General features: G+C 69.5%; 12 protein-coding genes and 1 pseudogene. 4 read left to right on the top strand and 9 right to left on the bottom strand.

Annotation, left to right across the window (positions count from 1 at the left end; genetic code table 11):
* Positions 1-594: pseudogene (locus L0P92_RS34910) on the top strand (tetratricopeptide repeat protein); the annotation flags it as partial.
* 41 nt (positions 595-635) lie between these two features.
* Here the strand turns inward: L0P92_RS34910 and L0P92_RS34905 are convergent.
* From L0P92_RS34905 to L0P92_RS34890, 4 genes are all read right to left on the bottom strand, one after another.
* Positions 636-1,649: a M28 family metallopeptidase gene (locus L0P92_RS34905; RefSeq protein WP_234767070.1), complete on the bottom strand. Its 1,014-nt coding sequence runs from the start codon at positions 1,647-1,649 to the stop codon at positions 636-638.
* A 129-nt stretch (positions 1,650-1,778) separates the two neighbouring features.
* Positions 1,779-2,234 (bottom strand): VOC family protein, encoded by a 456-nt coding sequence (locus L0P92_RS34900; protein WP_234767069.1) that lies wholly within the window; start codon positions 2,232-2,234, stop codon positions 1,779-1,781.
* 161 nt (positions 2,235-2,395) lie between these two features.
* A complete protein-coding gene (gene rarD / locus L0P92_RS34895) occupies positions 2,396-3,385 on the bottom strand; it encodes an EamA family transporter RarD (RefSeq protein WP_237696437.1) in 990 nt (329 codons plus the stop codon).
* Between the two features lie 160 nt (positions 3,386-3,545).
* Complete coding sequence (locus L0P92_RS34890; protein WP_234767067.1) at positions 3,546-4,400, bottom strand: SDR family oxidoreductase; 855 nt, start codon at positions 4,398-4,400, stop codon at positions 3,546-3,548.
* Positions 4,401-4,497: 97 nt separating this feature from the next.
* Here L0P92_RS34890 and L0P92_RS34885 point away from each other — a divergent pair, with 97 nt between their 5' ends.
* Positions 4,498-4,902 carry a winged helix-turn-helix transcriptional regulator gene (locus L0P92_RS34885; RefSeq protein WP_234767066.1) on the top strand — a complete coding sequence of 135 codons (405 nt, stop codon included), beginning with the start codon at positions 4,498-4,500 and terminating at the stop codon, positions 4,900-4,902.
* Positions 4,903-4,965: 63 nt separating this feature from the next.
* Here the strand turns inward: L0P92_RS34885 and L0P92_RS34880 are convergent, their stop codons facing one another.
* The 5 genes from L0P92_RS34880 to L0P92_RS34860 form a co-directional block, all read right to left on the bottom strand.
* Positions 4,966-6,045, bottom strand: coding sequence for a 2-oxoacid:ferredoxin oxidoreductase subunit beta (locus L0P92_RS34880; RefSeq protein WP_234767065.1), 1,080 nt, complete (start codon positions 6,043-6,045; stop codon positions 4,966-4,968).
* Positions 6,038-7,966 (bottom strand): 2-oxoacid:acceptor oxidoreductase subunit alpha, encoded by a 1,929-nt coding sequence (locus L0P92_RS34875; protein ID WP_234767064.1) that lies wholly within the window; start codon positions 7,964-7,966, stop codon positions 6,038-6,040. Before L0P92_RS34875 ends, L0P92_RS34880 begins: the two co-directional genes overlap by 8 nt.
* 253 nt (positions 7,967-8,219) lie before the next feature.
* On the bottom strand, positions 8,220-8,879 hold the full coding sequence (locus tag L0P92_RS34870; protein ID WP_308289789.1) for a LuxR C-terminal-related transcriptional regulator: 660 nt from the start codon (positions 8,877-8,879) through the stop codon (positions 8,220-8,222).
* Positions 8,880-9,222: 343 nt separating this feature from the next.
* Positions 9,223-10,587, bottom strand: a complete 1,365-nt coding sequence (locus L0P92_RS34865; protein ID WP_234767062.1) for a sensor histidine kinase — start codon at positions 10,585-10,587, stop codon at positions 9,223-9,225.
* A gap of 187 nt (positions 10,588-10,774) precedes the next feature.
* Entirely contained in the window at positions 10,775-11,983 is a 1,209-nt protein-coding gene (locus L0P92_RS34860; RefSeq protein WP_234767061.1) for a sensor histidine kinase, read from the bottom strand.
* 317 nt (positions 11,984-12,300) lie between these two features.
* Between L0P92_RS34860 and L0P92_RS34855 the strand changes: the two genes are divergently transcribed.
* Positions 12,301-12,696 carry an NADH-quinone oxidoreductase subunit A gene (locus L0P92_RS34855; protein WP_234767060.1) on the top strand — a complete coding sequence of 132 codons (396 nt, stop codon included), beginning with the start codon at positions 12,301-12,303 and terminating at the stop codon, positions 12,694-12,696.
* On the top strand, positions 12,687-13,127 hold a 441-nt coding region (locus L0P92_RS34850; RefSeq protein WP_234767059.1), incomplete at its 3' end, for an NADH-quinone oxidoreductase subunit B. The genes L0P92_RS34855 and L0P92_RS34850, both read left to right, overlap by 10 nt.

Below are 13,127 nucleotides of genomic sequence, written 5' to 3'. Positions count from 1 at the left end.
CCCCTCCTCCTCTCCACCTCCACCCCGGACGTGGACCCGGACCCCGGGCCTACCCCACCCCGCGGCTTCGACGCCGTTGCCGAAGCCGTCCTCGGGGACGCGGAGCCGGCCGGGACCGCCGACGCCTCGCCCTTCGCCGAGCCGATGGCGCGGATCAACGAGGCCGTGAAGGAGGGCCGGACGGCGGAGGCGACCGCACTCGCGGAGCGGACCGTGGCTCAGGCGTCGGCGGTGCTGGGGCTGGAGCACCCCGAGGTCCTGCGGATGCGTGAACTCGCCGCGTACATCGCCTACCTGGGCGGCGACCCGGAACGCGCCTTCGGCCTCGCCCTCGACGTGGCCCGTACGCACCACCGCCTCCGGGACCCGGAGGCGGCGTACGGCAGCCTGCACGGCGCGGCCACGGCGTGGCGTGCGGTCCGGGATCCGGCGCTGGGTCTGACCCTGGGCCGGGACCTGATCGGTCTGTGGAGCGAGCTCGTGGCGGAGGGCGGCCCAGCCGCCGAGGAGGCCGAGGAGCTGGAGTCGGCCCGCGCCCGCATGGACCGACTCGCCGCCCGCGCCGCCAAGTCGGCCGAACCGCCCACCGCTTGAAACGCCCGCTTGAAACGCCCGGTGTCTTTTACCTCGCCCCGCTACTCCGACAGCTCCCACACCGCGTACGCGACGGCGTCACTGTTCCGGTCGAGGGCGGTGTCGTTGATGTTGGACGTGGTGTCGCAGGACGAGTGGTAGCAGCGGTCGAAGGACTGCCCGGCCGTGCCGCCCCACTTGGTCACCTGGGCCGCGGTCTTCGTACGGCTCGCCCCGGTGAACAGCCCGCCCACCGGCACGCCCGCGCTCTTGAACGGGGCGTGGTCGGAGCGGCCGTCGCCCTCGGTCTCGATCTCGGTCGCGACGCCGAGACCGGCGTAGTAGTCCTTGAAGGTCTTCTCGATCGCGGGGTCGTCGTCGTAGACGAAGTAGCCGGGGTTGGGTGAGCCGATCATGTCGAAGTTCAGATAGCCGCTGATCTTCGCGCGGTTCGCGGAGGAGAGGTTGTTGACGTAGTAGCGGGAGCCGACGAGCCCCAGCTCCTCCGCGCCCCACCAGGCGAACCGCAGATGCTTGGTGGGCTGCAGGCCGGCCCGTGACACGGCGAGCGCGGTCTCCAGGACCGCCGCCGAGCCGGAGCCGTTGTCGTTGATGCCGGCGCCGGAGGAGACGCTGTCGAGGTGCGATCCGGCCATGACGACCTGGTTGGCGTCGCCGCCGGGCCAGTCGGCGATCAGGTTGTACCCGGTGCGGCCGGAGGACGTGAACTGCTGGATGCTCGTGGTGAATCCGGCGGCGTCCAGCTTGGCCTTCACATAGTCGAGCGAGGCCTTGTAGCCGGGGCGGCCGTGGGCGCGGTTGCCGCCGTTGGCGGTGGCGATGGACTGGAACTGGGTGAGGTGGGCCTTCACGTTCGCCAGGGGTATGTCGGGCGCGGCGGCCGCCTCGATGCCGGCCTTGTGAGCCTTGTGGGCCTCGTCGGCCTTGCCGGACCTGTCGGCTCTGTCGACGCTGTCGGCCTTGGATGCGGCGTCGGCTATGGATCCGCTGGTCAGAAGCGTGGCGGCCGCTACGACAGCGGCCGCCGACGCTCGCCAGGAGACGGAGAGCTTCATGTGGGGGGCTCCGAATTCCTTGGGAATCACAGGGATTCCTCAGTGAATGGGGTGCCTGGATGGTCGGGGTGAGCCTGACTCTCCGTCAAGAGCGCTATTCGGACTCGGAGTTCGGAATAGGGAAAACCCTCACTGCACGCAGAACTCGTTCCCCTCCGGGTCCGCCATGACCGTCCACTCCCCGCCGGGCTCCTTCACATGCCGCAGCACGCTCGCGCCCAGCCCCCGCAGCCGCTCGACCTCGGCCTCGCGCTCCCCGGCCGCCGCGTGCAGATCGAGGTGGAGCCGGTTCTTGACGCTCTTCGCCTCCGGCACCCGCTGGAACAGCAGCCGCCGGCCCAGCCCGGTGCCGCTGTCCTTGTCGTACGGGTCGTCCGGATGCCGTACGGCCACCAGGTCCCGGAAGGCGAGACGGGCGTGGAACTCGACGACGTCCTCGCGCGGCAGCACGCCGAGTTCCAGGAGCCGCTCGATGAGGGCGTTGTTGTCCTCGACCTCGTAGCGCAGCGCGGCGGCCCAGAAGACGGCCTGCGACTGCGGGTCGGCGGAGTCGATGACGAGCTTCCAGTGCAGTGGTGGTGTCATGCGACCACTCATATGGGGTGGGGGAGCGGGCCGCAATGAGGACACGCTCGCCGGTTTCGGATGCACTTCGGCCCGTCCGGCGGTCCGTCCAGTGTGTGAGGACGAGGTCCGTTCAGGGCCGATAGCGGGGGCTGGGCGGGGGCTGGGGGGCAGCCCGCAGGTCAGGCGTCCACCGCGGCGGAGGCCGGCTTCTCGACCTTCGGCGCGCTGAACTCCGCCAGCCTGGTCCGCCGCGCGGAGCGCCAAGCATCGGCCGTGAGCAGCGTCAGCGCCAGCCACACCAGCGCGAACCCGGCCCACCGCTCGGCCGGCATCGCCTCGCGGAAGTACAGGACGCCGAGCAGGAACTGGAAGACCGGCGTCAGGTACTGGAGCAGTCCCAGCGTCGACAGCGGTACCCGTATCGCGGCCGCGCCGAAGCAGACGAGCGGCAGCGCGGTGACGACACCGCCGGCCGCGAGCAGCGCCGCATGGCCGGGGCCCTCGGAGGTGAACGTCGACTCCCCCTGAGCCGTCAGCCACACCAGATAGCCCACGGCGGGCAGGAACTGGATAGCGGTCTCCGCGGCCAGCGACTCGACGCCGCCGAGGTTGACCTTCTTCTTGACCAGCCCGTACGTGGCGAAGGAGAAGGCGAGCGTGAGCGAGATCCACGGCGGCCGGCCGTATGCGACGGTCAGCACGATCACCGCGGCGAACCCGATGCCGACCGCCGCCCACTGCACCGGCCGCAGCCGCTCCTTCAGCAGCAGTACGCCCATCGCGATGGTGACGAGCGGATTGATGAAGTACCCGAGCGACGCCTCCACCACATGGCCCGAGTTCACGGACCAGATGTAGACGCCCCAGTTGACGGTGATCACGGCCGCGGCCACGGCGACGAGCGCCAGTCGCCGCGGCTGCCGTATCAGCTCGCCGGCCCAGGTCCAGCGCCGGACGACGGCGAGCGCCACCGCCACGAAGACGAGGGACCAGGCCATCCGGTGGGCGAGGATCTCGACCGCCCCGGCGGGCTTCAGCAAAGGCCAGAAGAGGGGCACGAGCCCCCACATCCCATACGCCGCGAAGCCGTTCAGTAGTCCTGTACGCCCCTCACCCAGCGACTTCCCGCTCACGGACCCCTCCTTCGCGCACCCCGGCCGCGCCCGCATGGCGACCTGCACGAAGGTAACGCCGAAGACCGCCGCGTGTCATGCCCGTATCGCTATACGGTCATGACATGCGGGGGCGGCGCGCCGGGTGGTGCGCCCGGAGGTGGGAGTACCGGGCGGTGTGCCCGGCGGTGGGAGTGCCGGGCGGGAAGTGCCGGCGTCAGCCCTTGAGCGCGGCCGCGATGGCGTCGGCGAGCGGAGTGGTCGGGCGGCCGGTCAGGCGGGACAGGTCCCCGCTGTCGACGACCAGCTCGCCCTTCTCGACGGAGGCGTCCACGCCGGCGAGGATCGCGGCGAGCGGTTCGGGGAGCCCAGCGCCGGTCAGGATGCCGGCGAAGGCCTCGACGGAGACGGCGTTGTCGGCGATCTCCTTGCCGGTCTGCCGGCTCAGCTCGGCGGCGTACTCGGCGAAGCTCCAGGCGACGTCGCCGCCCAGCTCGTACGTCTGGTTCTCGTGCCCCTCGCCGGTCAGTACGGCGACGGCGGCGGCCGCGTAGTCGGCGCGGGAGGCGGAGGAGACGCGGCCCTCGCCGGCGGCGTGGGTGACCGCGTTGTACTCGAGGACCGGGGCGAGGTTCTCGGTGTAGTTCTCGTGGTACCAGCCGTTGCGCAGCAGCGCGTACGGCAGACCGGACTCCAGCAGGGCCTTCTCGGTGCCCCGGTGGTCGTCGGCGAGGGCGGCCGTGAGGGTGCCGGGGGCGCTGGTGTAGGCGAGCAGCGCCACATCGGCGGCCTTGGCGGCGTTGATGACGACCTGGTGCTGGCCGACGCGGCCCTTGTCGAACTCGTTGCCGGATATGAGCAGCACCTTGTCACCGGCCGCGAACAGTCCGTCGAAGGTCTCGGGGGCGTTGTAGTCGGCGGTGGCGATCTTCACGCCGCGCTCGGCGAGGTCGGCGACCTTCTCGGGGGTGCGGACGACGGCGGTGACCTGGTCGGCCGGAACCTTCTCCAGCAGCTGCTCCACGACATGGCGGCCCAGGTGTCCGGTGGCTCCGGTGACGACGATGCTCATGATCAGAACTCCTTGTGGGATGCGTTTTGGTGCTGTCGCTAACCCTAGGGAGTGCGCTAACTCTTGGAAAGTACCCACTTTGAAGTAAGGTACTGGCATGGCAGTAAGTCCAATGGCAGGCACAACGGCGAGCAAGTACGACATCGGCGAGGCGATGTGCCCCTACCGACTGGTCCTGGAGCACGTCACCAGCCGCTGGGGAGTCCTCGTCCTGATCGAGCTCCTGGAGCGCCCCTACCGCTTCAGCGAACTGCGCCGCACGATCGGCCGCGTCAGCGAGAAGATGCTCACGCAGACCCTCCAGACCCTGGAACGCGACGGTCTGGTCCACCGCGACGCGAAACCGGTCATCCCCCCGAGGGTCGACTACTCCCTGACCGACCTGGGCCGCGAGGCCGCCGAACAGGTGCGCGGGCTGGCGCTGTGGACCAGCGAGCGGATGGGCGAGGTCGAGAAGGCACGGGAGGCGTACGACGCGCGCAAGGCCGACTCACGCGGATGAAAGACGAGGGGCCCGGTGCCGTCCGGCACCGGACCCTCAACCGCGTCCGAACAGGCCGCCGGGTCAGCCCACCACCGTCCAGGTGTCCCCGCCCGCCAGCAGCGCGCCCAGATCCCCCTTGCCGTTCTGCTCGATCGCCGTGTCCAGCTGGTCCGCCATCTGAGTGTCGTACACCGGACGCTCCACCGAGCGGAACACACCGATCGGCGTGTGGTGCAGGGTGTCCGGGTCGGCAAGCCGGGACAGGGCGAACGCCGTCGTCGGGGACGTCGAGTGCGCGTCGTGGACCAGGACCTGCGACTCGTTCTCCGGGGTGACGGTGACGACCTTCAGGTCACCGGTGAGCGCATCGCGTACGACGCCGCGCGCCCCGTCCGTGCCGAAGCGGATCGGCTGCCCGTGCTCAAGGCGGATCACCGCCTCCTCGGCCTGCTGCTTGTCCTTGAGGACCTCGAAGGCGCCGTCGTTGAAGATGTTGCAGTTCTGGTAGATCTCGATCAGCGCCGTGCCCTTGTGGGCCGCGGCCTCGCGCAGCACCTGGGTGAGGTGCTTGCGGTCGGAGTCCACCGTGCGCGCCACGAAGGACGCCTCCGCGCCGATGGCGAGCGACACCGGGTTGAAGGGCGCGTCCAGCGACCCCATCGGCGTCGACTTGGTGATCTTGCCGACCTCGGAGGTGGGCGAGTACTGGCCCTTCGTCAGACCGTAGATCCGGTTGTTGAACAGCAGGATCTTGAGGTTGACGTTGCGCCGCAGGGCGTGGATCAGGTGGTTGCCGCCGATCGACAGCGCGTCGCCGTCACCGGTGACGACCCACACGCTCAGGTCCCGCCTGCTGGTGGCCAGGCCCGTCGCGATGGCGGGCGCGCGGCCGTGGATGGAGTGCATCCCGTACGTGTTCATGTAGTACGGGAAGCGGGACGAACAGCCGATGCCCGAGACGAAGACGATGTTCTCCTTGGCCAGGCCCAGCTCCGGCATGAAGCCCTGGACCGCGGCCAGGATCGCGTAGTCACCGCAGCCGGGGCACCAGCGCACTTCCTGATCGGACTTGAAGTCCTTCATGGACTGGCGGGCCTCGGCCTTGGGGACGAGCGAGAGTGCCTCGACCGTGCCCGTGCCTTCCGTGGACGTCTCAGCCATCGATGGCCTCCTTGAGCGCCTTGGCGAGCTGTTCCGCCTTGAACGGCATGCCGTTGACCTGGTTGTACGAGTGGGCGTCCACCAGGTACTTCGCCCGGATCAGGGTGGCGAGCTGGCCGAGGTTCATCTCGGGGATCACCACCTTCTCGTAGCGTCCGAGTACCATGCCCAGGTTGCGTGGGAACGGGTTCAGATGGCGCAGATGCGCCTGCGCGATCGGCTCGCCCGCGTTGCGCAGCCGGCGGACCGCGGCCGTGATCGGGCCGTACGTCGATCCCCAGCCCAGCACCAGCGTCGTCGCCTCGTGCGGGTCGTCGACCTCCAGGTCCGGCACCTCGATGCCGTCGATCTTGGCCTGGCGGGTGCGGACCATGAAGTCGTGGTTGGCCGGGGCGTAGGAGATGTTCCCCGTGCCGTCTTCCTTCTCGATGCCGCCGATCCGGTGCTCCAGACCCGGTGTGCCCGGGATCGCCCACGGCCGGGCGAGGGTCTGCGGGTCGCGCTTGTACGGCCAGAAGACCTCGCTGCCGTCCTGAAGGGTGTGGTTCGGGCCCTGCGCGAACTGCACGGTCAGGTCCGGCAGCTCGTCCAGCTCCGGGATCCGCCAGGGCTCCGAGCCGTTGGCCAGATAGCCATCGGACAGCAGCATCACCGGAGTGCGGTACGTGAGCGCGATCCGCGCCGCCTCCAGAGCCGCGTCGAAGCAGTCCGCCGGGGTGCGCGGGGCGACGATCGGCACCGGCGCCTCGCCGTTGCGCCCGAACATCGCCTGCAACAGGTCCGCCTGCTCCGTCTTGGTCGGCAGACCGGTCGACGGGCCGCCGCGCTGGATGTCGATCACCAGCAGCGGCAGCTCCAGCGACACGGCCAGCCCGATGGTCTCCGACTTCAGCGCCACACCGGGGCCGGAGGTCGTGGTCACCGCCAGCGAGCCGCCGAAGGCCGCTCCCAGTGCCGCGCCGATGCCGGCGATCTCGTCCTCGGCCTGGAAGGTCCGTACGCCGAAGTTCTTGTGCTTGCTCAGCTCGTGCAGGATGTCCGAGGCCGGGGTGATCGGGTACGAACCCAGATACAGCGGCAGGTCCGCCTGGCGGGACGCGGCGACCAGTCCGTAGGACAGGGCCAGGTTCCCGGAGATGTTGCGGTAGGTACCGACCGGGAAGGCCTTCGTCGCCGGGGCGATCTCGTACGAGACGGCGAAGTCCTCGGTCGTCTCGCCGAAGTTCCAGCCCGCGCGGAAGGCGGCGATGTTGGCGGCCGCGATATCCGGCTTCTTGGCGAACTTCGAGGTCAGGAACTTCTCCGTGCCCTCGGTCGGCCGGTGGTACATCCAGCTCAGCAGACCCAGCGCGAACATGTTCTTGCTGCGCTCGGCCTCCTTGCGGGTGAGGTCGAACTCCTTCAGCGCCTCGACCGTCAGGGTCGTCAGCGGCACCGGATGGAGGCTGTACCCGTCGAGCGAGCCGTCCTCCAGCGGCGAGGAGTCGTAGCCCACCTTCTGCATCGCCCGTTTGGTGAACTCGTCCGTGTTGACGATGATCTCCGCGCCGCGCGGCAGATCGGCGATGTTGGCCTTCAGGGCCGCGGGGTTCATCGCGACCAGCACGTTCGGCGCGTCACCCGGAGTGAGGATGTCGTGGTCGGCGAAGTGCAGCTGGAAGGAGGACACGCCCGGCAGGGTGCCTGCGGGGGCGCGGATCTCGGCCGGGAAGTTCGGCAACGTCGACAGATCGTTGCCGAAGGACGCCGTTTCCGAGGTGAAACGGTCGCCGGTGAGCTGCATACCGTCCCCGGAGTCCCCCGCGAAACGAATGATCACTCGGTCCAGCCGGCGGACGTCCTTCGTCCCTGCCGGTTTGCGCTGCTCTCCCACGACGGCTTCGTCGGCCTGCTCCGCTGGGCTACTGACCTGGCTGGTCACTGAACTGGACCTCCCTAGAGGCGGCATCTGGGAACGGCCTTCCCGCAAGCCCTCCCAGGATCAACCCTACGTCCGCGAAGGTCGCTCTCCCTGGGCCATTCGCATGACGGACGTGGATTTGAGATGGTGCGCCACCCGGAATTTTCATGATTTACACGCCCCCCGGCGCTTCTTTGAAGACGCTCCCCGCTCGTTCTTTGGTTCTGGGCCCCGGTCCCGACAGATCCCGGCTTTCTGACACAGTGTCAGATCGTCAGGAGTTCAGGTAGGTGAGGACCGCCAGAACCCGCCGGTGGTCCCCGTCGCTCTGCGACAGCCCGAGCTTCAGAAAAATGTTGCTGACGTGCTTCTCGACCGCTCCGTCGCTCACCACCAGCTGCCGGGCGATGGCCGAGTTGGTCCGCCCCTCGGCCATGAGTCCTAGGACCTCCCGCTCACGCGGTGTGAGCCCGGCGAGCACGTCCTGCTTACGGCTGCGGCCCAGCAACTGGGCGACCACCTCCGGGTCGAGCGCCGTACCCCCTCGGGCCACCCGCACGACCGCGTCCACGAACTCCCGAACCTCCGCCACGCGGTCCTTGAGCAGATAGCCGACTCCGCGGCTGGACCCGGCCAGTAGCTCCGTGGCGTACCGCTCCTCCACGTACTGCGACAGTACGAGTACCCCCAGCCCGGGGTGCGACTTGCGCAGCTGCACGGCAGCCCGTACTCCTTCGTCGGTGTGCGTCGGCGGCATTCTCACGTCCGCCACCACCACATCCGGCAGCTCGCCCTGTCCGTCCAGCTCGGTGATGGTCTTGAGCAGCGCCTCGCCGTCGCCGACGCCCGCCACGACCTCGTGCCCCCGGTCGGTCAACAGCCGGGTCAGCCCCTCCCTGAGCAGCACCGAGTCCTCGGCGATGACCACCCGCACCCTGTCCTCCACGTCCCCGGCCCCCCGTGTGCCTTGGCATTCGGCCGAGCGTGTCCCGGCCCTGTCGTCCTTCGCGCCATCAGTATCCCGCGATCGGCACTTCCGCACCGGGGCCTGTGGATAACCGGCCTGTGGATAAACGGCCCGCGACGGATCGCGCGGGCGCGGAGGGAGCGACTCCGGGGCGCGCTCATGCAGTGCTCGGGGAGTGCTTACAAACGAAGGGAGCCTTGTGTGGGCAAAGGCAGTGCTTGCGAACAGACGGAAATCCGGCCCCGGATCAACCGGAGCCGGATCCCCACCTCAGTGGGCCGGACCGCACCCCCGAAACCGCACGGTCGGACTACACGGTCCGCCAGGGAAGCTCCGCCGTCACCCGGGTGGGCCCGCCGACCGGCGAATCGACCACCAGGATCCCGTCCACCGCGTCCAACCGCTCGGCCAGCCCCGCCAGCCCCGAGCCGCCGGAGACGCCCGCGCCGCCGACCCCGTTGTCCACGACCTGCAACATCAGCCGGTTCTCCACCCGCCACACATCCACGGCCGCCCACGTGGCCCGCGAGTGCTTGCTGATGTTCTGGAGCAGCTCCGACACCGTGAAGTAGGCGATCCCCTCGATCGCCGGCACCGGCCGCTCCTCCAGATCCACCTGGACCTCCACGGGCACCGTGCACCGCGAGGCCACCGCAGACAGGGCCGCGTCAAGACCCCGGTCCGTCAGGACCGCCGGATGGATACCGCGCGCCAGGTCCCGCAGCTCCTGCAGCGCCGTCTTCACCTCGCCGTGCGCCTCGTCGACCATCCGCGCCGCCGCCCCCGGGTCCTCCGCCAGCTTCTCCTTCGCGAGACCGAGATCCATGGCCAGGGCCACCAGGCGGGCCTGGGCGCCGTCGTGCAGATCGCGCTCGATGCGGCGCAGGTCGGCAGCGGCCGTATCGACGACGACACCGCGGTCCGACTCCAGCTCCACCACGCGCGTGGCGAGCCGCGACGGGCCGAGCAGACCGTGCACCAGCAGCCGGTCCACCATCGTCAGCGCCCGCACGATCCAGGGCGTGGCCAGTGTGAACAGCAGTCCGACCAACGCGGTGACCGTGATCTCGAAGGGATTGTCGAGGTAGATGCTGCGGGTCTCGTCGCCGAACACCTGAAGACCGTCCTGACCGGCCCACATCGGGAACACCCAGAACCACAGCGGATACGTCAGCAGCGCCCAGCCGTACGCCCAGACGTTCACGGCGACGACGAAGGAGAACACCGCCCACGGGAAGTGCAGCAGCGCGTACAGCGCGCTCCGCCACGACGTCCCGCTCTTCAGTACGGCGCCCATCCACGCCATGAAGCCGCGCCGGCGCATCCGCAGCGGCTCCGGGGCGGCCACCTCCAGGCCCAGCAGCGCCCGCGCGCGTGCCCGCTCCAGCGCCCCGAGGCCCCGGCAGCCGGCCAGACCCGCCGCCAGCACCGGTATGCCGAGGAACGTCACCAGCAGACCCGCGCCCAGCGACACCATCGTGATGACGTACACGAACAGCAGGATGCTGATCGGCAGGCTCAGCAGCACGTAGAAGAACTCCCGCCAGCTGCGTGCCTCGAACGGCGCCCGCAGTCCGGCCGGCAGCCGGTGCCGTCGCTCGCCGCCGTGCTCGGGAAGGCCGTGCTCGGCGTAACCGAGCCCGTGCCCGTAGCCCTGTCCGTACTCCGTGGCCATCGGCGTCGTCCGTTCTCCTCGTCCCGTCAGCCCCGCCGCCGGGGCTGTGCCGTCGTATCTCCACCCTGGTCGACCGCGAGACCGCGGACCATGGAGGCCGTCGGCGTCTCGAACGGGGGGTTTTCCCTACCCCTGATCGGGTCCTGCCTGATCGGGTCCTGCCTGATCGGGTCCTGCCCCGCCCCGGCTACTCCTGGCCGGGGACGCGGTCCCGCCACGGCAGTTCCGCCGTCACGGTCGTCGGACCGCCCTGCGGTGACTCGATGACGAACAGGCCGTCCACGGCGTCCAGCCGGTCGGCGAGCCCGCGCATGCCCGTACCGCCGTCGAGGCGCGCGCCGCCCCGTCCGTCGTCCCCCACCTGGATGAGCAGCCGCTCGTCCGCCCGCCACACGTCCACCGACGCCGACTTCGCCCCGCTGTGCTTGCTGACGTTCTGCAGCAACTCGGAGACGGTGAAATAGGCGATGCCCTCGATGGCCGCCGCCGGTCTGGACGCCAGGTCGACGGTCACCTTCACCGGCACCGTGCAACGTGACGCCACCGCCGACAGCGCGGCGTCCAGGCCGCGGTCGGTCAGTACGGCCGGATGGATGCCCCGGGCCAGATCCCTCAGTTCCTGGAGCGCCAGCTTCACCTCGCCGTGCGCCTCCGCGACCATCGCCGCCGCCGAGTCGGGATCCTCCAGCAGCTTCTCCTTGGCCAGGCCCAGCCCCATGGCCAGGTTGACCAGCCGGGCCTGGGCGCCGTCGTGCAGGTCACGCTCGATGCGCCGCAGATCCGCGGCCGCCGTATCGACGACAACCCCCCGGTCCGACTCCAGCTCGGCGATCCGGCGCTCCAGTTCGTCGGAGGGCGACAGCAGGCCGCGCACCATCGCCCGGTCCGCGTTCGTCAGGCCCCGCGCGATGAACGGCAGCACCGGCCACAGCACGAACAGCGAGGTCAGCGTGATGGTGAAGGTGAGGACGCCCCAGGGCAGCCGGATGAAGTCGTACAGGATCGTGCGCCAGCCCACCGGGTCCTTCAGCGCCAGCCACAGTTGCGGGAAGAACCCGTCCTTGCCGCCGCGCAACGGCAACGGACTCGGCTCGTCCACCCGCACTCCGAGCAGCGCACGCGCGCGTGCCCGCTCCAGCTTGCCCAGCTGCCGTGCTCCCATCAGCCCGGCCGCCAGCAGCGGGAACCCGATCACCGTCAGGGTCAGGAAGGCACCGGTGAACAGCACCGTCACGACGTAGGTGAAGCCGAGCAGTGACAACGGCAGGTTCACCAGGAGATGCGCGATCTCCTTCCAGGTGTGCCGGTCGTAGGCGAAACGGGCGGGCGGCAGCGGCGGCTGCTCGCCTTCGGACCGCCCGGAGGCGTCCCGCGAAGGGCTGGGGCGTTCGGTCATATGGGCTAGCGTGCCGCGCGGTGCGCCGCGGCGCCATGAGGCGGACTGCCGTCGTCTACGGGGGAAATCCCCACCCCCCGACCCACCCGGGCACCGGACCGTCGTATCCCGACGGGTCTCGACGGGATCTCAACGCGTGACGGGCTGCTTACGGTCTCTTTAGCAGGGCCTAGACTCCCGTGCGTACAGATCGTCGAACAGTGGTGTTCACCGGAAACAGCGGTGTTCACCGGAAACATGCACTGTTCACGGGATCACCAGTCGCAGGACACTGGTCCTGAGGCATCGGTTACGAGGTCAGGGAGCGAGGGGCGGACGTGTCGGAACAGACCGTCGTCGTGGCGGCGGACTACTTCCAGTCCTACTCGGTCGTCGGACTGCTGGCCGTCGTCGGCGTGCTGTTCGTCGCCGTCGCCTTCGGAGCGGGCCGCCTGCTGCGTCCCGTGGTCCCCACACCCGAGAAGCTCCTGACGTACGAGTGCGGCGTCGACCCCGTCGGCGAGGGCTGGGCCCACACCCAGGTCCGGTACTACGTCTACGCCTTCCTGTACGTGATCTTCGCCATCGACTCGATCTTCCTGTTCCCCTGGGCCACGGTCTTCGCCGACCCGGGCTACGGCGCGACCACGCTCGTCGAGATGTTCGTCTTCCTCGGCTTCCTGGCCGTGGGCCTGCTCTACGCATACAAGAAGGGCGTCCTGGCATGGACGTGACGCCAGACACCAACGAGCAGCCCGTTCTGCTCCCGGAGCCGAAGCGGCTGGGCGCACTGGCCCGCCTCGCTCCCGAGCCGATGAAGGTGATCCTCAACTGGGGCCGCCGCTACTCGCTCTGGGTCTTCAACTTCGGCCTCGCCTGCTGCGCGATCGAGTTCATCGCCGCGTCGATGGCCCGCCACGACTTCATCCGCCTCGGCGTGATCCCGTTCGCGCCGGGCCCGCGCCAGGCCGACCTGATGGTCGTCTCCGGCACGGTCACGGACAAGATGGCCCCGGCCGTGAAGCGCCTGTACGAGCAGATGCCCGAGCCGAAGTACGTCATCTCCTTCGGCGCCTGCTCGAACTGTGGCGGCCCCTACTGGGACTCCTACTCCGTCACCAAGGGCGTCGACCAGATCATCCCCGTCGACGTGTACGTCCCCGGC

It is taken from the genome of Streptomyces muensis (genome assembly GCF_021474425.1).
Lineage (GTDB): Bacteria > Actinomycetota > Actinomycetes > Streptomycetales > Streptomycetaceae > Streptomyces > Streptomyces muensis.
Note: the sequence above shows the minus strand (reverse complement) of the source record. Positions and strands in the feature narration are given on the sequence as shown.